A 22,541-nucleotide genomic window follows, 5' to 3' on the forward strand; every position below is an offset into this window, starting at 1 on the left:
TAGATTGGAGTATGTAGATTATTTAGGAGCGTTCACGTCTGAGCAATTTCTTCCACCGGCCCAGACCACCTTCCACCTTCGACACTCGGCGCAGCAGCAGAAGCCCTGCATAGAGCGCATATCCGACGGACAGCTTGCCGCTACAGACGGCTTCTGTTGCAAAAGACGGCTGATCCCGGAAGACAGGAGCCACAAATATTCCCGGCTTATGCACCAGTCTGACCATGCGGGAGAGCACGCCGATCATCGTCCACTTCAGTCCCCATAAGGCCCCTACCGCCGTGGCGGTCGTTGCAGCCTCCCCCAGCGAGAAGTCTGTGGACCAGTCCAGCTTGGTGATCTGAATATGAGACAGGGTGTCATTCAGCCATTTTTTCAGCCCGCGGGTGGCATGTAACGCAGTACGTACATTCTTTAGCCATTGCGTCACAGATTCCTTATCGACCTGCCCTTCCTTGTCGCTATCCAGCTTCACTGGTGCGATTCCGCTCTTCTCCACTTTGAGCTTAATTCCCTGTTCGAGGCTCTGGAAGACTAGCGCAGGCACCTCATAATGAATTTTAACGAGGCCATATACAGCTTTGATGTCGAATTCGATGCGGTCATCCTTACCCAGTCTGCGCACACGAAAGTGAAAATGAATCGATGACGCCAGAACCAGCAGGAACAGCAGAACAACGAGCAGCAGCAGGATTAAGGGTATTGCCAGCCATAACGTCACACGGTTAACCTCCAAGCAGACTTTAGAATAATAAACATGGAGCCTCTGGATTAGTATGGCAATTACGGCTGGATAACATTCGGTGATTTCGCAAACTTCTCCATTTTCCACGAAAAAATGCCGCTGCCCCCGAAGGGACAACGGCATCTCTATCACAGCAGCGGTACGCTGCAGTTATTCGACCTCATCGAAGGTCATCTGGCTGTCCAGCTTACTGAACAGCAGCTGGGTCTCCTCTTCCAGACCCTCGGAGGTATCGAAGCTCGACGGCTCCGGCAGCTCCTTCAGGCTGGCCAGCCCGAAGCTGTCCAGGAAGGACTTGGTGGTGCCGTACAGAATTGGACGCCCGACAGCCTCCGCCCGGCCCACCTCGTGGATCAGATCCTTGTTGCCCAGCGTGTGGATGGCCCGTTCGGATTTGACACCCCGGATCTCCTCGATCTCCACTCTCGTGATCGGCTGGCGGTAAGCCACAATCGCGAGTGTCTCCAGCGCCGCCTGGGACAGGGAGGATCTGGAGGGCGAATAAGCCAATCGCTCGAAATACTGCGCATGCTCCGGGAGTGTCGCCAGCCGGTAATTCCCGGCAATCTGGACCACCTGAAGACCCCGGCTCTGCGAGTGGTAGTCCTCTTTTAAATCATCCAGCGCTCTTGTCGCCAGATCGGGCCGTTGCTCGGTAATCTCGGCAATCTGCCGGACCGACAGCCCTTCATCCCCTGAGAGAAACAGCAGGCCTTCAATAATTGATTTCAGCGTGTTGTAGTCCACTGGCATCCTCTCCCCCTCTCCACTCCATAACAATATCCTCAAATAATTTCTCCTGGTAGCAGTAAATGGCCTTCATCTTCATCAGCTCCAGAATAGCCAGGAAGGTGGCGACGATCTCCTGCCGGTCCATCTCCTCATGCAGCAGGGACGAGAACCGCATTCTGCCGCCGGTCCCTTTGCGCTGCAAGGCTTCAGACACCTCACGAATCCGGTCCTTGACCGAGATCTCATCCCGGGTGATCCGCTGGTACGAGGTGCGCCGGGCAGCCTTGCTTAGCGCCTTGCGGAACGCAGCGATCAGGTCGGCGGTATGCAGGCCCTTCAGTGTATTGTCCGTCTGCGCAGGAACGAAGGGGCCCAGATCCTCAGGCTCCTTCGTAAAAATCAGGCTGCGCTCGCTCTCCATATCCAGCAGATGCACCGCGATGCTCTTGAACTTACGGTATTCAATCAGGCGCTGCACCAGCTCTGCGCGCGGATCATAGCCGTCATCCTCATAATAATCGAAGTCCTCGATTTCAATGACGGGCGGCTTCGGCAGCAGCATTTTGCTCTTAATCGACAGGAGAGTGGCAGCCATCACCAGAAATTCACTGGTAATATCCAGCTCCAGCTCCTTCATTCCCTGTAGGAATTCCATATACTGCTCGGTGATCTCGCTGACCGGAATGTCCTGGATGTCGATTTCCGCCTTGTCAATCAGATGCAAGAGCAGATCGAGCGGACCTTCGAACGTCTCCAGCTTGTACAATACAGTCACGCGGTTTCCTCCAGCCCAAAAAAAGTAAAGTGCAGCGCCGCAAGGACGCTACACAAGTAGAAAGATCTATGTTCATGCTTTCTTCTCATACTTATAAATAAGCACGACTTACGGTCTTTCGTCAAGAGGCGTATTATTTGAACAGCTTATTCAGGTTAGCCATTTCAATAGCAGCCGTCGCTGCATCCCAGCCCTTATTGCCGGCTTTGGTCCCCGAGCGCTCAATGGCCTGTTCAATATTCTCCGTCGTAACCACACCGAAAATAGTCGGAACACCGGTCTTAAGGTTAATCGCCGCCACGCCCTTGGCCACCTCGTTGCACACATAATCATAGTGTGTTGTAGATCCGCGAATGACTGTGCCCAGTGTGATAACGGCGTCATATTTGCCGCTTTCGGCCATTTTCTGGGCGATCAGCGGAATTTCGAATACGCCCGGTACCCAGGCAACATCCACTTCATCATCGGCGGCGCCATGGCGCTTGAAGGCATCGAGTGCCCCGGAGAGCAGCTTGCTGGTAATGAACTCATTGAAACGTCCTACGACCACCCCATATTTCAAACCCTCAGATACTAAGTGTCCTTCAAAATAATTCGGCATGCTACTCATCAACCCTTCGTGTATAGGATAGGTAATCTATGATTAAATTTTGGAATCCTCATTCTGTTCGATGTCGTCAAACTTCAGCAGATGGCCAAGCTTGGCCTGCTTCGTATGCAGATAATTGCTATTGTCCTTGTTCTCCGGCATCTGGATCGCTACGCGCTCCACCACCTCAAGGCCGTAGCCTTCCAGCCCCTTGATCTTGCGAGGATTGTTGGTCAGCAGCCGGATCTGGCGGATGCCGAGATCCTTAAGAATCTGAGCCCCGATGCCATAATCCCGCAGATCTGCCGCGAAGCCCAGCTTTAGGTTGGCATCCACAGTATCCAGCCCTTCTTCCTGCAGCTTATAAGCGCGCAGCTTGTTAATCAGGCCAATTCCACGGCCCTCCTGGCGCATATAGAGGAGTACACCCCTGCCTGCTTCTTCAATCTGGCGCAGCGCCGCTTCGAACTGCGGACCGCAGTCGCAGCGGTGCGAATGGAACACATCGCCGGTCAGGCACTCTGAATGCACACGCACGAGCACCGGCTCATCCCCGGAGATATCACCTTTAACCAGGGCAACATGCTCCTTGTCGTCCACCTCGTTCGTATAGGCAATGGTCTGAAAATCACCGAAATCCGTCGGCAGATTCACCGCTACCTCACGGGTGACCAGATGCTCCTTCTCGTTACGGTAGTGAATAAGGTCCTTGATGCTGATCAGCTTAAGATCATGCTTCCTTGCGATTTCAATCAGGTCAGGCAGGCGGGCCATGGTACCGTCCACCTTCACGACTTCACAGATGACACCTGCCGGGTAAGCCCCGCACATGCGGGCCAGATCGACAGCAGCCTCCGTATGCCCGGAACGCCGCAGGACTCCGCCCTTCTTGGCGATCAGCGGGAACATATGCCCCGGTCTGCGGAAGTCGGCCGGCTTGGCCTTGGGGTCCAGCATGGCCTTAATCGTCTGGGAGCGTTCGCCGGCTGAGATCCCGGTCGTCGTATCCGCGTGGTCAATCGATACCGTGAACGCCGTACCATGGTTATCGGTATTCTGGGATACCATCGGGTGCAGGTCCAGCTCCTCTGCACGCTCCGCTGTGATCGGTACGCAGACCAGGCCGCGTCCTTCGGTAATCATGAAGTTAATCACTTCCGGGGTAGCCCGTTCCGCCAGAGCAACGAAGTCTCCTTCATTCTCACGGTCCTCATCATCTACAACGATAACGACCTTACCGCGCATTAAGTCATAAATCGCATCTTCAATCGGGTCTAGAACACTGTCTTTATCAGCTTGCTGGCTCATACTACTGTCCTCCTAATAGCTATACGCTTACCTGACGGCTTGCCGTATGCCTGATCAATAGATTATACGAACCCGTTGGCCGCCAAAAAATCATGGCTGATCTTCGAGCTTCCTCCATCCTCTTCATTGCCCGCGCGCGAACCGTAATGGAGCAGATGGTCCACGTATTTACCGAGCACATCACATTCGATATTCACCCGGTCTCCCGCCCGCTTGTGGGCCAGTACCGTCTCTCCCAGCGTGTGCGGGATAATCGACACGGTGAAGGTTGCGGCTTCCGTCCTCACAACCGTAAGGCTAATGCCGTCTATGGTAATGGAGCCTTTGGGAATGATGAATTTGAACAGGGATTTGCGGTCCGGTGCAATCTCGAACACCACTGCATTCTGATCGCGCCTGACGCTGCGGATCTCACCGGTTCCATCCACATGCCCTTGGACAATATGCCCTCCGAAGCGTCCGCCGGCAGCCATAGCGCGTTCCAGATTCATTGCGGACCCGGTGCGCAGCTCCTTGAGCGTACTGTTGCGGTAGGTCTCGGGCATAACGTCAACCGTGAAATGATGGTCTCCGAGTGAGGTTGCCGTGAGACAGACCCCATTGACCGCCACACTGTCGCCGATCTTGAGATCTCCCATAATGAGCGATGCGCCGATATTCAGCACCATCATCTCCCCGCCGCTGGTGACGCTACGCAGAACTCCCACCTCTTCAATCAAGCCGGTAAACATACCATCCCTCCTTCCTGAATAGTCGGTTAATGCTGAGGAACCGGGGTTCCGCTGATACACACATTATCCCCGAGCACTTCCACTTCCAATCCTTCAAGCTGGATGGCATCACGCATCAGCTCCACACCCCCGAAGTCGAAGGTCCCCGCTGCTTCCGCGCCGCCGCCGACAATCTTGGGAGCGAAGAAGAGGACCACACGGTCAACCAGTCCCTCCGCAAGCATCGCCCCATTCAGCGTCCCGCCGCCTTCCAGCAGAATAGACCCAATCTCCATTGCACCGAGCGCAGCCATAGCCGCCTGCAGATCCACACGCGGACCGCTGCCCGCAGCAATGACCTCTACCCCTGCAGCCAGCAGCGCTGCTCTGCGGTCAGGATCGGCTGCTTCTGTCGTTACGACCACCGTAGGCGCGAGTCCATCCTTGACCACCGCGCTGCCTGGCGGAAGCCGCAGCGAGGAGTCAATGATAATCCGCAGCGGATTCCGCCCGGGCACATTCAGTCTGGTCGTCAGCGAAGGGTTATCGGCAATTACCGTATTCACCCCGACCATAATTCCCTGATGGCGGTGACGCAGGGTATGTACAATCTCCCGTGCCTCAGCATTCGAGATCCACTTGCTGTCTCCGGTCCGGGTGGCGATTTTGCCGTCCAATGTGCTGGCGCTCTTGAGGGTTACGAACGGCTTCTTCGTCAAAATATACTTGATGAACTTCTCGTTCAGCCGCAGCGCCCGGCCCCGCAGCAGACCTACTTCAACATCAATTCCCTGCTCGCGCAGCATCGCAATTCCCCGGCCTGCCACCTGAGGATTGGGGTCCTCACAGGCGACGACCACTCTGGCCACCCCTTCGTCGATCAGACGCTGACTGCATGGAGGCGTAATGCCATAATGGCTGCAAGGCTCCAGCGTAACATAGGCCGTACTGCCTTGTGCTTTGCCTGCTGCCATATTGAGCGCATGCACCTCGGCGTGTCCGGTCCCGCGCTGCAGATGAGTTCCAATCCCGATCATGGCACCGTCCTTCACGACTACGCAGCCAACCACAGGATTAATTCCGGTTTGGCCCTGTGCCCGCTCCGCCATATCCAGCGCAAGGGACATGTAAAACTCATCGTTCATCTTATCCATGTCTTGTCTCCTATCCCAAGGCTATAGTCTTCATGTGTACCCAACCCTAAACAGAAAAACCCGTCTCAATCTCCAGGAGGAGTTCAAGACGGGATATACGAGAGGTGATCACAGCAAAGAATATATGCGTAAATAAACGCCGGACCTCCACCATTGTGAAAGTTCGCACATAATATCCGAAAACATTGCTGCTCGGCCGCCTGCTGCAAGCACGGCACGTGAATCTCTCCTTCTTCCATCCAGACTATACTGTCGGTCCCGGAATTACACCGGGTCCACCGTCCGTAGCAATATCATACGAAGCGGGTAGCGGACTAAGCGCCGGAACCAGCTATATTCAGCCAGATCCGTCAGCATCACCGCCGGTAGGGAATCACACCCTGCCCTGAAGGATTGATCTATTCAGTTTAATACTAAGTTACGCCTACAACAAAATTATCACTTCACTGCGGGAAAAGCAAGTGTGCTTCAGAAATTTACTATATTTATGTAACTTAATTCCCTTATACACCCTTCTCGCGATGCTTGTCCGTTCTCAGCAGATCGCGGATTTCCGTCAGCAGGACCACATCCGGTGCCGGGGCGGGTGTCTCAACCACCTCAACCTTAACGGTCTCCTTGCGTCTGAACCGGCTGCTCAGCTTCACCACCAGGAAGATGGAGAAGGAAATAATGAAGAAGTCGACTACGGTCTGGAGAAACATACCGTATTTCACCTCAGCTTCTCCGGTTCCGAAGCTTAGTTCCTTCAGATCAATACCTCCGCTGATCAGACCGATAAGCGGCATAATAATGTCTCCCACCAGCGAGGTAACAATTTTGCCGAATGCCGCTCCAATGATTACGGCAACCGCCAGATCAAGTACATTGCCTTTCATGGCGAAGCTTTTGAATTCCTTCCACATGACGAACCATCCCTCCGAAACTTTGAATTTGAAATTATTATAGCATTTATATCAACACGTATAGCAACCTGTAAGCAGAAAAATATATAAGTGGAGTAGGATTAACGTGTGCACTTGGAATAACGCTCCGCAGACGGACCGTTATTCCAATCGCTGTGGTCGTAAGAATTTTTTTCATTCCCCTGAGCGGTGAAAATCCGGAGACTGCTGATGCTTCCGAAGCGAGCTTTCCTGCGGAAAGCTTTCAGGCGAACGCTGCCGCTTTTCCGCGGGTCGTTCCGTCCGCTCCGCTGTTTAAGCGGGGTACGAAATACCTAATATTCTAACTAGCTCAAAACCCATTCATCTCAAAAGAGTGAGCTTAGTACGCACAATTTTAGCATGGACCAATTGACTCTGAATCTACGGAATGCAGCCCAAATGAGCGAATGTAGTGCATAAGTACACTTAAATTTATCAGAAGGGAGCAAAAGGAGCGAATGTAGTGCATTAATACACTTGAATTCATCAGCAATGAGCAAAACGAGCGAATGAAGTGCATAAGTACACCTGAATTCATCAGAAGTGAGCAAAACGAGCGAATGAAGTGCATAAGTACACCTGAATTCATCAGAAGCTACCAAAACGAGCAAATGTAGTGTATAACCAGAAGCACAAAGGAGCGTTTCTCCAATAAGGGAGAAACGCTCCTTTTTTCATATTCAGCTTCGAAGAAGATATAGGTTTTGTTGCCACCTATGGAATATTTACTTTTGGCACAGCTCCTGCTGTGACCCTATCCTGCTGCTAATTCAGCCTAGTCCTGCTTGCGTGTTCTGCGGAATACCCGGCTGAGGATAAAGCCGCCCAAAATGAGGGCTGCACCCGTCAGATAGATCGGCAGCGGGCTGTTCTCTCCGGTCTGCGGCAGTCTGCCGCTGCCGTCATTCGTACCCGAGACCGTTCCCTGCGGTACCGCATCGTCTTCAACATCTACTTCCGGATTGCCCAGCGGGATATTATCATCGATTGGCGTCACCACTTCAGGTGCTGCCGGTCCTGGAGTCACAGTTGGTACCGGCGCAGATGGCAGCGGGGTTCCAGGCAAGCCTGGTCCTGCAGGAATCTGCGAATCATCGATAATAACTCCCGGTTCGAATGTGCCGGCTGGTGTTGGTGCCGGAGTAAATACCAGTCCTCCACCAGGCGATGTCGGAACAGGTGTAGCCTCTGGTCCCGTAGAATCTGTAGGCACCGGCGATGGAACTGTAGTCGGAACTGTAGTCTCTACAGGTGTCTCAGTTGGCACCGGAGTTACAGTCGGCGTTGGTGTTACTGTCGGCGTTGGCTGCTCCGCCAGCTTATTATACAGGGTAAGATTCAGCACGGCCGATGAGCCGATTGTCACCGGATGCTCCGTGGAATCAAGCACATAGCCTTGCGGTGCAACCGTTTCAATCAGGACATAGCTGCCCAGCCACAGATTGTTAAACGCCGCGATGCCTGCTGCATCTGTGGTGCGGGTATTCACCAGCACCCGGTCACTTCCGTTCAGGCGGTATAGCTCATAGGTAGCTCCCGCCAGCGGTTTGGCACCATTGCCTGCTTCCAGCTTGAAGACATTAAGCGTCCCTCTGACGCCGCTGCCTGTTCCCGAACCGCTGGAGACCCCAACGATAATCTCCTTAGTCGTCTCCTTGGTGATAAGTTTGACGTTATTGCCGCTGAACCTTACCGAATTGACGAGCTTATCGCCAGTATTCGCAACGATCAACGACTGATATTCCAGCACATAGGCGGAATGGATGTCACCAAGGAAGCTTAAAACGAAGGACTGTCTGCCCTGTGCATCGGCGCTGATCGTTAAGGTGTAATCGGTATCCTTCACAAGCGGCGTGCCGCTCTTCGTGACTTCGCCGTTCACAGCCGTAACCGTACGGTAGAGCTGGAAGCTGTCCGGCAGCAGGATCTGATTCGTGCTTGGCACATCGGTGATCACGGCATCTTTTACATGGGACTGGGTGCGGTTGATCGCAATGGTCCAGTTCAGCTTATCTCCATTCTGCGCACCGTCTTTGAACACATATTCGTCCCCATGCGGGATATCTACCCTGGCATTCAAATCCTTGGAGACCTTCATCATGCCATCCAGCAGCTTGGCTGTATTGAGAACCTTGGTTCCAATCAGCTTTCCAGACAGACTCGTTTTGAACACGATATAATAGGGCGAATTAATGGCTGTGACAAAATCAACCTTCAACTCATTGCCGCTGCCCACGCTATAGCTGAACTCATTGCCGGCAACCTCAGCGCCAAAGCTATGTTTTCCATCCTTGGCAATATTCATCTTGTATACCTTCAGTGAGCCGGGTACCAGAGACTGTCCGTCACTCAGTACATCCGTCACTACAGGATCGGCAATGAATTTGCTGTTGTAATTGACGCCTACGGTCCAGGTCAGTTCTTTGGCCGAAGCATCATATGCCCCGGATTTGAACCCGTTGGTCTTCACCTCAAAATTAGGAATAAACTTACCGCTGGCTTCCGTCCACTGTGCCTTGTTCTGGCTGTCCTTCCAGTCAATCCGGGCCACGTTGATGAAATCATCCGTATTGCCGGTAAGCCAGTCATTGCTGAATTCCGTGTGATAACTAATGGTATAAGTACCTGTAACAGGTGAGTTGAATTTCACCTTGAAGCCTTCATTCGGCTGAGCCGGTGAATTCACAATCAGGGTATAAGCCGATGAAGGGATCACTGTGCCGGATAGTGTACGGACCACCAGAGAACCTGAGATGTATTTCTGTCCTCCCTGCGGGAAGCTGTCTGTAACTACCACTTCGTTCATTGGGTAATTGTCACCATTGAACGTGATTTTCCAGTCGGTCGTATGCTTGTTGTAATCCACCCCGGACAGATTCTTATAGATAATAATGGGCCGAATCAGTTGAGTAGCGTTGCTGCTATAGGTACTGTCAGAGACAGTGTTGGTAATCTTCGTATCTTTGAACACACGATCTGCGGCTTTGGTCGTATATTCGATCAGATAAGCCGATTTCACTGTATTCTTGAACTCCAGTCTGAATCCGTTGCCGGATTCGTTGCTGACTGGTGTTACTGTGTAATCACTGCCTGCATTAAGAGCCGTGCCCTTCGTAGCTTCTCCGGCTGCATTCAGGGTAACCGGATAGATCCGCACCGAGTTCTCCAGGAGCACCTGAGAGCTGTTGAACACATCCGTCAACACCGCGTTCTCCGGGGAGATCGCCCGGTTATTGTAGTTGTATTCGATGGCCCAGTTGATGGTCTGGGTGCCCCAGTCATAACGGACGGCTTTTTTGTTAAGGCTGCCTCCGCGTTCAATGTCCACGGTATCCGAAGCGCTTACCGGGTCACGTCCATTTCCTGTGAAGGTTGCCGTGTTGGTGAAGCTGGACAAGTTGTCACTTACTACCTGCGTGGTATAAGTGATACGATATGCCCCTGTTATCACAGGTTCTGTGAACTGAAGCTTCAGCGTCCCGCCGGAGACGCCGGCAGTATATTTGCTGCTGTCTATCAGCTGCCCTTGCGTAACTGTGCCGTCTAGCTGAACATTCAGCTGATAGACGGCAAGCGTAACCGTACTGTCCAGTGCCAGCCCGGCAGGAATCGGGTCGGTCACAGCCGCGCCGCTTACCGGCTCCAGTCTTTTGTTCACATCAACAGTCCAATCAATATGATCCGCGTTGAAGCCGCTAGAGATTCCCTTCTTGGTAATCGTCGAGCCTACAGTAGGCTTGAACGATACCGTAATCGTCTGGACTCCGCCGTTCACCGGGAACAGAATCTGCTGGACGGTGCTGCCGCTGATCACTTTTTTGTCAAATTGGGTATTAATACGTAGGGTCCCCTGCACATTGGCATGACTCTCGATATAATCGCCAAACGTCATCACTACCTGATGGGTAGCCTGGCTGACTGTGAATGTGCCTACCGTTCCATCGTCCGATTCCAGTCCGCCTTGAATGTCATTGAAGAGCTGGAATTGCTCGGGAAGCTGGAAAGTAAAGCTGTCTCCCTGACTATAGCCGTGGCCGTTAGGAAGCGACCAGGTATAGTCCAGCTTCACGGTGGAGTCCACATCATACACACTGCCTGTCACCGTCTGTCCATCCGGACCATATACCGCCATGGATACGCTGGTAATAATGTCCTGGTCCTGCTCAATGGCCGCCGCTGTAGCCTGCTGGGTGAAGCCCAGCCCTGAGACCAATTGCACAAATAACATGGCGAGGATCACTGCCAGGCTTGTTCTTTTTTTCACCATTTCCCATAAGCCCCCGTTCTTCCGATTGAATGATTTGAAGCATACCTGCTAAAAAGATGGCTGCTGAACGCACCGGTAAGGACACACTCCACCTGAAGTTTCGTTATGTATACGGGCTAAGAGTCCATCTTATGTAAATAAACTTGTAAACCTGACTTTTCTGCCCACAACAGACGATATATACTTATATCACCTAAGAGTAGAACTTTAGAATCAGAAATGGTTAAAATTAAAGAAATTATTATGTTACTCATATTTCAGGATTCAAGGAGAGATTTCAAGTGAACCGAACTTTATTCTGGGACCGTGCCCGCGACAGCGATCTCGTCATGCTCTCCGCCTCCCATCTCGTTACTCTGTCTGTCATCGCCCTATGCTGCCTGGCGCTCTTTGGGGCCCGCTTCGCCCTGCGCAGCCGCTCTGGCCTGCGGTTAGGCATACGCCTGCTGCTGATCCTGCTGCTGGCTGCTTCCGAGGGCGGCCTGCATGTCTGGTATCTGTCCCATGACAGCTGGAGCCGCAGCTCTTCCCTGCCGCTGGAACTATGCGGAATTTCCCTGCTCCTGTCCATCGTGATGCTGCTCACGCGCAGCAGGCTGCTGTACAGCTTTCTTTATTTTGCCGGGATCGGCGGTGCATTCATCGCCCTGCTTACTCCTAATCTGGTCTATCCGTTTCCGCATTTCCGCTTCCTGCTGTTCTTCATCGCCCACGGATCGATCATACTCGCGTCTCTCTACATGACCTGGGTCGAAGGATATAAGCCCACCTGGCGCTCCCTATTCTTCACCATGCTCTGCCTGAACCTTGTCGCAGCATGCGTGTACGCCGCCAATGTACTGCTGGACTCCAACTATATGTTCCTGATGCGCAAGCCCAGCACGTTCTCGGTACTGGACTATTTCGGCCCTTATCCCTACTATCTGCTGGTTGAAGAAGCCTTCGCCTTCGTCATCTTCCTCCTGATGTTCCTGCTCTTCTTCAAGCTGCCGGAGCTGTACATGGCCCGCCGCGCCGCAGCCAGCCGGAAACTTGGCAGGTAAATTCAGGGGAGGAAAATGAGGGGCACTTGTGCTATTTTTCCACCTGTTGCCTGAAAAGGCTGCCTCCGCTCATGAGTAAGTGGAGAATCCAACTGCGATTGTATAATTCCCCGCACGGCAAAAAGCACCCGGCTGGATAACCCAGCCGGGTGCTTCGGCGATGCCATAGAAAGAGGAACCTCGCCCTATAGCGTCTATGGAATGCTTGTATTAAGCTTCTACAATTTCAACGGTCGTCATCTTGTCGCGGCCTTTGAAAGCGTCAACCAGGTCCATGCCTTCAACCACTTTACCGAATACAGTGTGTACTCCGTCCAGGTGCGGTTGTGGAGCGTAAGCGATATAGAACTGGCTTCCGCCTGTGTTCTTGCCGGCATGGGCCATAGCCAGGGAGCCGCGCTCGTGCTTGTTCGGGTTGATCTCGCAGTTGATGGTGTAGCCAGGACCGCCGGTGCCAGTTCCGTTCGGGCAGCCGCCTTGTGCTACGAAGCCTGGAATCACGCGGTGGAACAACAATCCGTTGTAGAAGCCGTCTTTTGCCAGCTTCTCAAAGTTTGCTACTGTATTAGGCGCATCCTGGTCGAACAAGTCGATCAGCACGACGCCGCCGTTTTCGAGTGTAACTTTCGCTTGCTTAGTCATATGTAAATGACCCCTTTCGAAATGACAAATATAGAACACTTTTATTAGTTTACTATGAAACGGGGCACAAAGCAAAGCAAGCGGGAAGTCCTCCCGCCTGCTGCTATAGTACAGCCTTATGGTCTTATTTCGTAACGGCCTGTTTGGCAATCCGTGCAGGCACGATATCATTGGCAACAATGTCCTGATGGGACTCACGGCGTACGACCAGATCACTCTGCCCGTTCTGTACGAATACTACTGCCGGACGGCGGATACGGTTGTAGTTGCTGGCCATGGAGTAATTGTAGGCACCTGTGCAGGCCACAGCCAGCAAATCGCCGCTCTCCACCTTAGGCAGCTCAACATCCCAGATCAGCATATCGCCGCTCTCGCAGCATTTGCCGGCGATGGATACCTTCTCCACGTTAGGCTCAGTCGCACGGCTTGCCAGCAGCGCTTCGTACTTGGATTCATACAGGGCCGGACGCGGATTGTCTGTCATGCCGCCATCAACAGCTACATATTTGCGCACACCCGGAATTTCCTTGCTGGTTCCAACCGTGTATAGGGTCGTACCGGCATCTCCTACGATGCTGCGGCCCGGTTCCACCCAGATCTGCGGCAGCGAATCGTTAATGCCGGTGAAGTGGGTCTTCACTGCATCTGTGATGGCTGCGACATATTCGGAGACCTGCAGCGGCGTATCGCCGTCCACATAACGGATTCCGAAGCCTCCGCCCAGGTTGACTACAGGGAAGCTGATACCCAGCTCTTCCTTAATAGTACGGGTGAACTCGGCAATCCGTTCAACTGCAAGCTGGAAGCCTTCGGTCTCAAAAATCTGCGACCCGATATGCGAATGTACGCCGAGCAGGTTCAGATTCGTCAGGCTGTCAGCAAGGCTGACCGCTTCACGGGCCGAGCCGTTGCCGATATCGAAGCCGAATTTGGAGTCGGTCTGTCCTGTAGAAGCGTAGGCATGATGGGCATGGGCTTCTACCCCAGGCGTAACGCGCAGCAGAATATTAACGGTCACTTCTCTGCGTGAAGCAATAGCCTGAAGCAGACGAAGCTCTACTAAATTATCGGCAACAAAGCAGCCAATCCCAGCATCAATCGCCATCTCAATCTCATCCGGTGTCTTATTATTGCCGTGGAAATGAATGCGTTCCGCCGGGAAACCGGCTTGCAGCGCAGTATACAGCTCTCCATCGGAGACCACATCCAGCGACAGTCCTTCCTCATCCGCAAGCCGGCACATCGCCATCGTCGAGAACGCCTTGCTGGCATAAGCCACCTGGAACCCGAGACCGGAAGCTGTGAATGCCTCCATGTACTCACGGCAGCGGCGGCGGACCAATTGCTCGTCCACTATATATAGCGGTGTTCCATATTCCGCCTTCAATTCGGTTACATCACATCCGCCGATCTCCAAATGCCCTGCATCATTGATTCGGCTCGTCCCGTGTAAAAACATTGCGCAGTCCTCCAATTTCTGTGGAATCATCCGATCCACCCTGTCTAGTATATGATTTGGGGCCCCGATGCGTTCCTGTAAAAGATGCTCAGAATACAAATCCGGCTTATTGCGGGGCTATTCAGTATACTCAGTATAACAGACAGAGGGAACACCGTTGAATGGACTTTTTTGCAGTTGATTTGTATTTTCCTACGACTTGCGCGGGGCGTCCTTATTCTCAGGCATCCGGGTGTTATCTCTTGTTTTGTTGAAGGATGGCCTTGTTTTGGAGCTGAGCACCGGCTGACGCAGAAGGATCTCCGCCATAGCTTTTGCATTAAATGGTATAAACGGCCACATGTATGGAGAGTTATACGAACGGTGTGTGGTCAGCAGCACCACCAGCAGCGTCGTCCCGATCATGAAGCCGGGGATGCCATAAGCAGCCACCGCCAGCAGAAGCGCAAGCCGGACAATCCGGTTGGCCAGCCCCAGCTCGTAGCTCGGCGTCGCGAACATCCCGATGGAGGCCACCGCCATATAGAGCACCACTTCATTGACAAAAAGCCCGGTCTGTACGGCGATATCACCGACCAGAATGGCAGCGATCAGCCCCATCGCGGAGCCGAGCGGAGTCGGTGTATGCACCGCAGCCATCCGCAGCAGGTCCACCCCCAGCTCAACGATCAGGAACTGGGCAATGAGCGGGAGATTGGCTGATTTTTGCGGACCGATGAAATCAAGCATGCCGGGCTTCAGCTCCGGATGGAGCACCATCAGCATCCACAGCGGAAGCAGGAACATCGATGCAAAGATCCCGATGAAGCGGACCCAGCGAAGATAAGTCCCCATAAAAGGCGTCTGGCGGTTCTCTTCCGCATGCTGGCACAAATCAAAAAACGTCGTCGGCAGCACCATGACACTTGGGGAAGTATCGACAAACACAACCACCCGGCCCTCCAACAGATGGGAAGCGACAATATCCGGCCGTTCCGAATAACGGACCAGCGGATAAGGGTTCCAGCCGCCGCCGACAATCGCTTCCTCCAGCTGCTTGTCCGCCAGGGGAATGCCGTCGAGATTGACGCTTTTCAGCTTGTCCGTAACGGCCTGAACCTGGGTCTTATCCACGATATCATCGATGTAAGCTAAGCAGACATCTGTCCGGGTCCGCCGTCCAATCTGATGCATCTCCAGCTTCAGCCCGGGGTCGCGGATACGTCTTCTAACCAGAGCCACGTTGCTTAGCAGCGTCTCTGTGAAGCCGTCCCTCGATCCGCGGACCACCCGCTCAATAGACGGCTCATCCGGGCTGCGGGAAGGGTACGAACGGGTATCCATGATGATAACCTGCGATTCCCCTTCAATGAAGAACGCGCTCATGCCAGCTAACACTTTGTTGATGCTCTCGCTGAACAGCTCGCCTTTCTCCACCTGAACATGGGGAATATACTCACTCATGAAGCTGGCGACCACATCGGTCGATACATTTTCCGGGGTCAGATACGTCAGGCGCTTCAGAATTTCATCGATAATCGTATCCTTGGCGAAGCCGCTAATGCAGAGCAGGGCCGCGCGTTTTCCGCCGAAGGACATTTCCCTGAACACGATATCGAAGGATGAGCCCAGCCCAAGCACTTCGGTCAGTGTATTCTTGGCATCCGCAAGCGATTGTGGAATCTTGTCATTGCCTTGCCAATACGTAATCGACTGCTCCAGGGAGTCAGAGCGTTCATTGTCCCTTTTTTGCTGCAGGGGGTCCTTGGGTTTGCTTGCAGAATCCGCTCCCTGACCGGCTTTGGCCTTCTTGGGGGCGGACTGCTTCGGCTGCTGTGGCTGATCAGCTTCCTGACCGTTCTCCTGATCCTCAGACTCTTCATCATCTCCAAATAATCGGGCAAAAAAGCCTTTATGGCCCTTATCCTGCGTCTGCGCCCCCAGCTCGTCCGAGGTTTCCAGGTCCTGTGACTTGTCTCTGCCGTCCTCATGAGTTCCTTGTCCCACGCCGGACTCCGCAGTGGAATTATCCGTTCCTGAATTATTTGTCACTGTCTGTGCTGCTCCGGTCTGCTCCGGTGTACCCGCACCTTCGGAATCTGCTGATTCCGGGCCAGCAAAACCGGCGGAGGCAGAATCTCCTGCAAAATGCGCGCCCTGCTGCGAATGGTCCTTTGTCTGGTCTCCGCTCCCGGATTCCGCAGACGCTTCCTCCGGCTGACCAGACTTGCCCAGCTCATCCGCAGCTTCCATCTCCTGATTGGATCCATCCGTATTACCGGAGCCGTCCCCGCCCTGCTCCTCCGGCCCGGCATCGTCGCCAAACAGACTGCTGAAGAACCCTTTGATCCCTCCGCCGGACGATTCCTGATCGTCTCCGTTATCGGATGCGGGATCATCCTCGGTGCTGGTCTCATCATCTGTAGCCGCAGCACTCTGAGCGCCGTCAGCCACACTTTCTCCAGACGCAGCATCTTTCCCGCTAACAGCCCCAGTGTCTCCAGGTGCAGCGTTCTCATCACCGCTTGCTTCATCATCCCCAGACACAGCACTCTGACCGCCGTCATCCGCACCTTCTCCAGCTGCAGCATTCTTCCCGCCGCTATCCTCCCCACCGGTATCTGACGGAGTATCCAAGCCCGATGGGCTCTCCTGCCCGCCCTCAATCGGGCGTGTCACCGCACCCAACTCCGCCGACGCCTCCAGCTCCTGACCCTTGCCGCTCTGGGACGCAGCCGGTTGCTCTGCTTGCTCCGGTGATTTTTGCTCACTGCTCTGCTGCGCAGAACGGTCTTTCTTTTTATCCGTCTCTACCTGATCACCGCTGTGAATGTACCTCACGCCCTAGCCCCCTTTACTGTTGATATACTAACCAGTCGAACAACGAGCCTGCCACCTTGCCGCATACCATCGCCATTAAGAGACCAAGCAGCAGATGGGTCATATGCAGACGTTTGGCCAGGATCGGCAGTACATTCAGCACCTCGGTCAGAGCCGCCGCCAGCATCCCGATGAATATGCCGTTGAACAGGCCGACCCCCAGCTCAATCAGCGGGCCCGCCGCCATTTTCCAGTTCCAGAAGTCGCTCACCGTCCCCAGCAGGGAACCGCCAACCATCGCTCCCTCATACCAGTGAACCTTGTCATAGGAAGAGGTGAGCTGCGCCAGCCGGGGGATGATGTCCAGCACTACGAATAGCGCAATCACCCCGCCGCCTACCGCGATTCCCCCGGCAATCCCGAGCAGCAGATGAAGTCCAAGCGACAGTGGTGCCGTCATGCGCCCCCCTCCCGGCTGCCGGGTGCTTCGTCACTGCGGCGTTTCATTTTGCGGTACTCCTCGTTGATTACATATTGATCGATATTCTTCTGATACAGGAACATTTCCACCTCAAGGGGAGTCGGCTCCTCATTCCATTTCTTTTTGAACAAATGATTGAAAAAAATGACCATCCCAAGCCCGATGCCCAGCGAATAGGCAATCTGAAACAGATAAGGATGCTCGTCCCTGCGGCCGGTCAGCATCTCCACAATCCGGATCTGTACCTCCAGCATGCTGACATCGGCATGGAAATTCATAATCGTCAGCGCAGAGCCGAAGAACAGCAGCAGCCAGACCAGCACGAACAGGGCTATAGAAGGTTTAGCAGCCGTAGACGGACCTTCAATCTGTACAATGGTACGGCCTTCGCCAATCGGCTGAATCTCCGCATCAGGGTACACTTCCTGAATCCGGGGAATGACGGTCAGCAGATCAACCAGGATCAGATTGCCGTCACTCTCCTTCGGCTGAAGCACAAGCAGGGTATACAGTGCCTCCCGCCACGCTGGCTCAGTGATCAGATAAGCGACATCGCGCAGCAGCACCCCCTTGCCCTTGGGCACCGTCACCCGGTTCTTAAGCTGGATATATACGGCTGTAGCCGGGGAATCAGTGTTCATCTGCGGGGCCTCCTTAAGCTCAGGTGTGATGCCGTCCTACGGCAAGAATAAGGGTAGTATGGGAAAAAAGGCTTATTTTTACTCTTCCCCTCCGCAATTCATCGGGACTTACGCAGGACCACCGAAACTTTTCCTGCCTCAGGGCCGTCTATAGTTACAGTTATTTACACAGAAAGGAAGGAAGTTCATATGAAAAAAGCATTGCACCAATCGTTACGGATGGCTCTGTCTGCATCAATGCTTCTGGCATTCGCTGCACCCCTCACAGCACATGCAGCCGAGAAGATCGAGGTATACGATTCCTATACCAGCAAAAGCAGCAACGTACAGCTATATTCTGTGAGCCAATTGGGGAACCAGTTCATCAATGCCGTCATTGCCCGGCAGCCGGACGGGACTTATGCCAAATGGCCGGAGGCTTTTCAACATTTCTGGAAGTATGACAGCGGGAACTTACAGTTGACGGGGATGGATGATCCGGAGCAAGCCTATGTATACGATACGCAGAGCCAGTCCATTGTGCGCAAAAGTGAATACACCCTCTCCCCTGACGGCAGCTGGGGTGTTCTGGAGCGTTCCCGTTATGAACGTCAGCCGGCGGGCTATATCGCCAAATTTGGTGATCAGTATCTGAGAAACTCGGCGACCGGCAAGGTATCCGTCTATTATTCTACTCAGCGGTACTACAATGCACGGTGGATCAACCAGCATACGCTGCTTGAAAGCGGATATAATGAGGCTGCCAGGCAGAATGTGATCAGTACGTTCGACCCGTCCACCGGGAAGCGGCAGGAGCTGCTGAAAGGGACCTTGAACAACTTGAACCTGTCGAAGGGATTGCTGCAATATGTCAAAAACGAGCCCAAACGCCTCCCATGGATCTATAATCTGAAGGACGGATCATCACGGCTGGTTAAGGACAACCGCGAGCTTGAAGCCTTGTTCCCTGCTCCTCCATCCTCCAGACCGGAAGTCAATTTCCCTAAGGATATGGTGCTGAAAGACCTGTCTGCCGCTGAGATGCCTATCACCTTAGCCTACGAATACAATGTGAATCTGGACGGAAAAAGTGTCGATGTACCCACCGTATTCACTAAGGGCGGACAAGAGTGGATACCGGTGAAGCCGCTTGCTGCGGCACTCGGTTGGAAGATCGAAGTCATGAACATTAGCGCAACAGGCGACCCTTCCGCGGCCTATATCTATAAAATCACAAATGGTAGCAATCACACGGTTCTTACACCTGTTAACAGCTTCAATTCGGCAAGCCGGCTGTATATCGCACCAGCACAGATCAAGGAGCTTGAGTACAAGAGTGTCAAGGTCACTCCATATCTGAAATAAAATTACTCCAGCGGCGGCACTCTTGCCTTGCGTCTGCAGTACAACAAAGAGGATGTTCCCGGACGGCGCGGCCGTGTAGGAACATCCTCTTTGACTATGATGCGCTGGGTCCTGGGGTATGTCCCCTCAGACTGTAGCGCTATGAAGTTAATTCTGTTTGGCCGGCTGCAGCTGATCCCGCTGCTGACTGGAGATGAAGAAGAGCGCCGTCCAGATCAGCGCGAAGCCGACAATCTGCGGCAGGGTTACAAGCTGCTGATAGACCACCCAGTTAATCAGAATACCGGTCATCGGGAAGCTGAGTTCGGCCAGGGTTGCTACCGAAGCTTTGGTCGTATTCAGTCCCTTGTAGTAGAGCAGCATGCTGAGCAGTCCGGGCAGCAGCGCCTGCAGCAGCAGGTTAACGGCAACTGCCGCCGAGCCGCTGACTCCGCCGCTCAACTGCCACGGGGCGCCTTCCATACTTGTAATTACGAACAGCAACGGGAGCGCCAGAATGAAGCGCAGTGAGGTTACCGTCTCATATTTCATTGAGCCCAGCAGATAGCGGCCCATAACTGTAGATCCGCCCCACAAAGCTGCAGCGCCCAACGCCATCAGGCTTCCTACACCCATGAAGCTGTTCACATGGCCGAAGGGAATCGTCCAGCCGAAGGTCAGCAGGTACGTCCCGGCCAGGGCAACGATAAGCAGCGGTGCGAAATGGCGCGGCAAGCGTTCTTTTAGAATAACAGCGGCAAGACCAATGGCGAACAAGGGCTGAAGCTTCTGGAGCAGCAGCACGGCATTGAAGTCTCCGCTGGATAAGGCTTTGGTGAACAGAATGGTCGCTACGGCTGAGCCGCCCCACGATACCACTAGCAGTGCTGCGGCCTGACGCAGACGTACACCCTTCAGCTCTGCGCGGTTACGCCACATTACCGGAGTGGCAACCAGGAAGAGCACAACATGCTCAAGCAGTACAATCTGGGACGAAGTCAGGGATTTCAGCAGGATAATGCGGAACAGCGGGTCAACGCCCCATAAGGCCGCCCCCATAACCACCAGCCAGAATCCGCTGCGCACCGGTGCGGTACGCAAGCCTTGGGATGAAGCAGATACATTACTCATCTTTCATTCTCCTTGTCGATACAAACCCTCGATAGAGACCAAAAACCCCCGTGTCTCCTGTAAACAGGACAAACATCGGGGGTTGTTATCAATAAAGACATACGGAATAGACCCGCCGCCTTTATCTTATGATCCTCTCCCATCCGGACTTTACCGTCGGCTCTGGATTGTCACCAGATCAGTCGCTTCCTCTTGTGATAGAGTAACGAGTCGCGGGCTTAGTTCTCACGAACATCACCGCCGGTCAGGAATTTCACCTTACCCCGAGAATCTTGTATTCTGTTATTATTTTCACAATCTCAGAATACCTCTGATTTTTGATTTCGTCCAGCTTTTTATGAAAATAATCATTATATTTCATTAAGTATTCATTCAAACCATCATTCTGCTAACGCAATCTGCGTGCCGCATCCAGGTTCTGGTTCATTTGGCAGAAACGGCAGTGTGCGCTACACTATAGTATGAACATTTATCATCCCTAATATAGAGATCTATTTGGAGGTTATTATGAAAAGAAGTTTTTCGACCAATCTGCTGTATTCCATCCTAGCTCTGGCCGGCCTTGCCATCATCGGCTTCATGGCTTATGTTATCGCCGCTTTTACAGGAGGGATGCTCTTCTATGGTCCGCTGGCCCTCGTCGTCGCTTCAGGGCTTGCTATACTCTCCGTGCTCAGCATCTTTGGCCTGTTCAGCAGCAAGGTACGCCGGGTGATCCTGGCCGCTTTTGCCGGAATCTGTGTGCTGGCAGCCGCAGGCCATGAGATTAGACAAGCTTATATCAACAGCTTGACCGAGGTTAGCGAGCAGGAGGTTAATCTGAATCAGTATGCCCCTTTTGCAGCAAATACCAAAGCCGCATCCCTGAACCGTAAGGCTTCCTACCAGCTCACGGAGAACCTGCCACGCTTGGATGGAGCAACAGCGCTGTACCCGCTGTATTCGGCTTTTGCCCAAGCGGTCTACCCGCAGGATAATTATTCCCCCTTCGTCCAGAAGGAAGGGACAGATTTCGTGGTGTGCACCAGCACCTCCGAGGCTTACAAACGGTTGATTACGGGAGAGGCCGATATCATCTTCGCTGCGGCGCCTTCGCTGGCCCAGACAAAGCAGGCGAAGCTTGCAGGCGCCCAGCTGAAGCTTACCCCGATCGGGCGCGAAGCGTTCGTCTTCTTCGTCAACAAGCGCAATCCGGTCAACAGCATGACTACGGAGCAGATTAAGGATATCTATTCCGGCACCCTGACCAACTGGGAGCAGGTCGGCGGTAAGGATGACCCGATCCGGGCATTCCAGCGGTCAGAGGACAGCGGCAGCCAGACCAAGCTGCAAAAAATCATGGAGGACCGCCAGCTTATGGCTCCGCCGAAGGAGAATGTGGCAGACGTCATGAGCGGCATTATCAGCCTGACCGCCAGCTACCGCAATTACAAGAATGCGCTGGGCTTCAGCTTCCTGTTTTACGCCTCACAGATGAATGCCAGTGATGAGATTAAGCTGCTGGCCATCCATGATGTGCCACCGTCCAAGGAGAGCATCCGCAGTGGAGAATATCCGTTCACGACTGAGTTCTACGCCGTAACGGCCGGCAGCACGAACCCAAACATCGAGCCGTTCCTGGACTGGATTCTGTCCGCCGAGGGCCAGGAGCTGGTTGAGAAGACCGGCTACACTCCAGTGAAATAGGCAGAACACCAGCATCCTAAAGAGATAAGAGGATGCTGGTGCCTCATCGCTTTCTGATGGCATAACATACAGCCAACACACCCCGCGCCTGCCCATTGTAATCGGTTTTCCACATACATTCGGTCCACAC

The 22,541-nt window shown here is 53.5% G+C and carries 18 protein-coding genes and 2 riboswitches; of the genes, 3 read left to right on the plus strand and 15 right to left on the minus strand.

Annotated features, from left to right (window positions below):
- Positions 1-22 precede the first annotated feature (22 nt).
- From C162_RS23110 to C162_RS23150, 9 genes are all read right to left on the minus strand, one after another.
- On the minus strand, positions 23-721 hold the full coding sequence (locus C162_RS23110; RefSeq protein WP_051493860.1) for a DUF2953 domain-containing protein: 699 nt from the start codon (positions 719-721) through the stop codon (positions 23-25).
- A gap of 174 nt (positions 722-895) precedes the next feature.
- Positions 896-1,492: an SMC-Scp complex subunit ScpB gene (scpB, locus tag C162_RS23115; protein ID WP_036698207.1), complete on the minus strand. Its 597-nt coding sequence runs from the start codon at positions 1,490-1,492 to the stop codon at positions 896-898.
- Complete coding sequence (locus C162_RS23120) at positions 1,461-2,252, minus strand: segregation and condensation protein A (protein ID WP_036698209.1); 792 nt, start codon at positions 2,250-2,252, stop codon at positions 1,461-1,463. The genes scpB and C162_RS23120 overlap by 32 nt, the downstream gene beginning before the upstream one ends.
- A 133-nt stretch (positions 2,253-2,385) precedes the next feature.
- Positions 2,386-2,853: a 6,7-dimethyl-8-ribityllumazine synthase gene (ribH, locus tag C162_RS23125; protein WP_036698212.1), complete on the minus strand. Its 468-nt coding sequence runs from the start codon at positions 2,851-2,853 to the stop codon at positions 2,386-2,388.
- A 42-nt stretch (positions 2,854-2,895) separates the two neighbouring features.
- Positions 2,896-4,149, minus strand: coding sequence for a bifunctional 3,4-dihydroxy-2-butanone-4-phosphate synthase/GTP cyclohydrolase II (locus C162_RS23130; RefSeq protein ID WP_051493861.1), 1,254 nt, complete (start codon positions 4,147-4,149; stop codon positions 2,896-2,898).
- Between the two features lie 62 nt (positions 4,150-4,211).
- Positions 4,212-4,880 carry a riboflavin synthase gene (gene ribE, locus C162_RS23135; protein WP_036698214.1) on the minus strand — a complete coding sequence of 223 codons (669 nt, stop codon included), beginning with the start codon at positions 4,878-4,880 and terminating at the stop codon, positions 4,212-4,214.
- A gap of 26 nt (positions 4,881-4,906) precedes the next feature.
- Positions 4,907-6,013 (minus strand): bifunctional diaminohydroxyphosphoribosylaminopyrimidine deaminase/5-amino-6-(5-phosphoribosylamino)uracil reductase RibD, encoded by a 1,107-nt coding sequence (gene ribD, locus C162_RS23140; RefSeq protein ID WP_036698216.1) that lies wholly within the window; start codon positions 6,011-6,013, stop codon positions 4,907-4,909.
- A 223-nt stretch (positions 6,014-6,236) separates the two neighbouring features.
- Positions 6,237-6,410: riboswitch (FMN riboswitch) on the minus strand.
- 106 nt (positions 6,411-6,516) lie between these two features.
- A complete protein-coding gene (gene mscL, locus C162_RS23145; protein ID WP_036698217.1) occupies positions 6,517-6,918 on the minus strand; it encodes a large conductance mechanosensitive channel protein MscL in 402 nt (133 codons plus the stop codon).
- A gap of 796 nt (positions 6,919-7,714) precedes the next feature.
- Positions 7,715-11,206, minus strand: coding sequence for a collagen binding domain-containing protein (locus tag C162_RS23150; protein WP_051493862.1), 3,492 nt, complete (start codon positions 11,204-11,206; stop codon positions 7,715-7,717).
- A gap of 281 nt (positions 11,207-11,487) precedes the next feature.
- Between C162_RS23150 and C162_RS23155 the strand changes: the two genes are divergently transcribed.
- Complete coding sequence (locus C162_RS23155; protein ID WP_036698219.1) at positions 11,488-12,249, plus strand: YwaF family protein; 762 nt, start codon at positions 11,488-11,490, stop codon at positions 12,247-12,249.
- Positions 12,250-12,459: 210 nt separating this feature from the next.
- Here C162_RS23155 and C162_RS23160 read toward each other — a convergent pair whose 3' ends face one another.
- The 5 genes from C162_RS23160 to C162_RS23180 form a co-directional block, all read right to left on the minus strand.
- Positions 12,460-12,891 (minus strand): peptidylprolyl isomerase, encoded by a 432-nt coding sequence (locus tag C162_RS23160; protein WP_036698220.1) that lies wholly within the window; start codon positions 12,889-12,891, stop codon positions 12,460-12,462.
- A 124-nt stretch (positions 12,892-13,015) separates the two neighbouring features.
- The gene (gene lysA, locus C162_RS23165) at positions 13,016-14,350 is read right to left on the minus strand and encodes a diaminopimelate decarboxylase (protein ID WP_036698223.1); all 1,335 of its coding nucleotides are present in this window, start codon (positions 14,348-14,350) and stop codon (positions 13,016-13,018) included.
- Between the two features lie 192 nt (positions 14,351-14,542).
- Positions 14,543-16,273, minus strand: a complete 1,731-nt coding sequence (locus C162_RS23170; RefSeq protein ID WP_442792473.1) for a spore germination protein — start codon at positions 16,271-16,273, stop codon at positions 14,543-14,545.
- 910 nt (positions 16,274-17,183) lie between these two features.
- On the minus strand, positions 17,184-17,609 hold the full coding sequence (locus C162_RS23175) for a stage V sporulation protein AB (protein ID WP_036698225.1): 426 nt from the start codon (positions 17,607-17,609) through the stop codon (positions 17,184-17,186).
- Entirely contained in the window at positions 17,606-18,271 is a 666-nt protein-coding gene (locus C162_RS23180; RefSeq protein ID WP_036698227.1) for a stage V sporulation protein AA, read from the minus strand. The genes C162_RS23175 and C162_RS23180 overlap by 4 nt, the downstream gene beginning before the upstream one ends.
- A 189-nt stretch (positions 18,272-18,460) precedes the next feature.
- Here C162_RS23180 and C162_RS23185 point away from each other — a divergent pair, with 189 nt between their 5' ends.
- Positions 18,461-19,615: a hypothetical protein gene (locus C162_RS23185; protein ID WP_036698229.1), complete on the plus strand. Its 1,155-nt coding sequence runs from the start codon at positions 18,461-18,463 to the stop codon at positions 19,613-19,615.
- Positions 19,616-19,762: 147 nt separating this feature from the next.
- Here C162_RS23185 and C162_RS23190 read toward each other — a convergent pair whose 3' ends face one another.
- Entirely contained in the window at positions 19,763-20,725 is a 963-nt protein-coding gene (locus tag C162_RS23190) for a DMT family transporter (RefSeq protein WP_036698232.1), read from the minus strand.
- A 127-nt stretch (positions 20,726-20,852) separates the two neighbouring features.
- Positions 20,853-21,000, minus strand: a riboswitch (FMN riboswitch).
- Between the two features lie 232 nt (positions 21,001-21,232).
- On the opposite strand from C162_RS23190, the gene C162_RS23195 reads away from it, so the two are divergent.
- On the plus strand, positions 21,233-22,411 hold the full coding sequence (locus C162_RS23195; RefSeq protein ID WP_036698235.1) for a PstS family phosphate ABC transporter substrate-binding protein: 1,179 nt from the start codon (positions 21,233-21,235) through the stop codon (positions 22,409-22,411).
- Positions 22,412-22,541: the final 130 nt, after the last annotated feature.

This window comes from Paenibacillus sp. FSL R7-269 (assembly GCF_000517865.1).
GTDB lineage: Bacteria > Bacillota > Bacilli > Paenibacillales > Paenibacillaceae > Paenibacillus_AQ.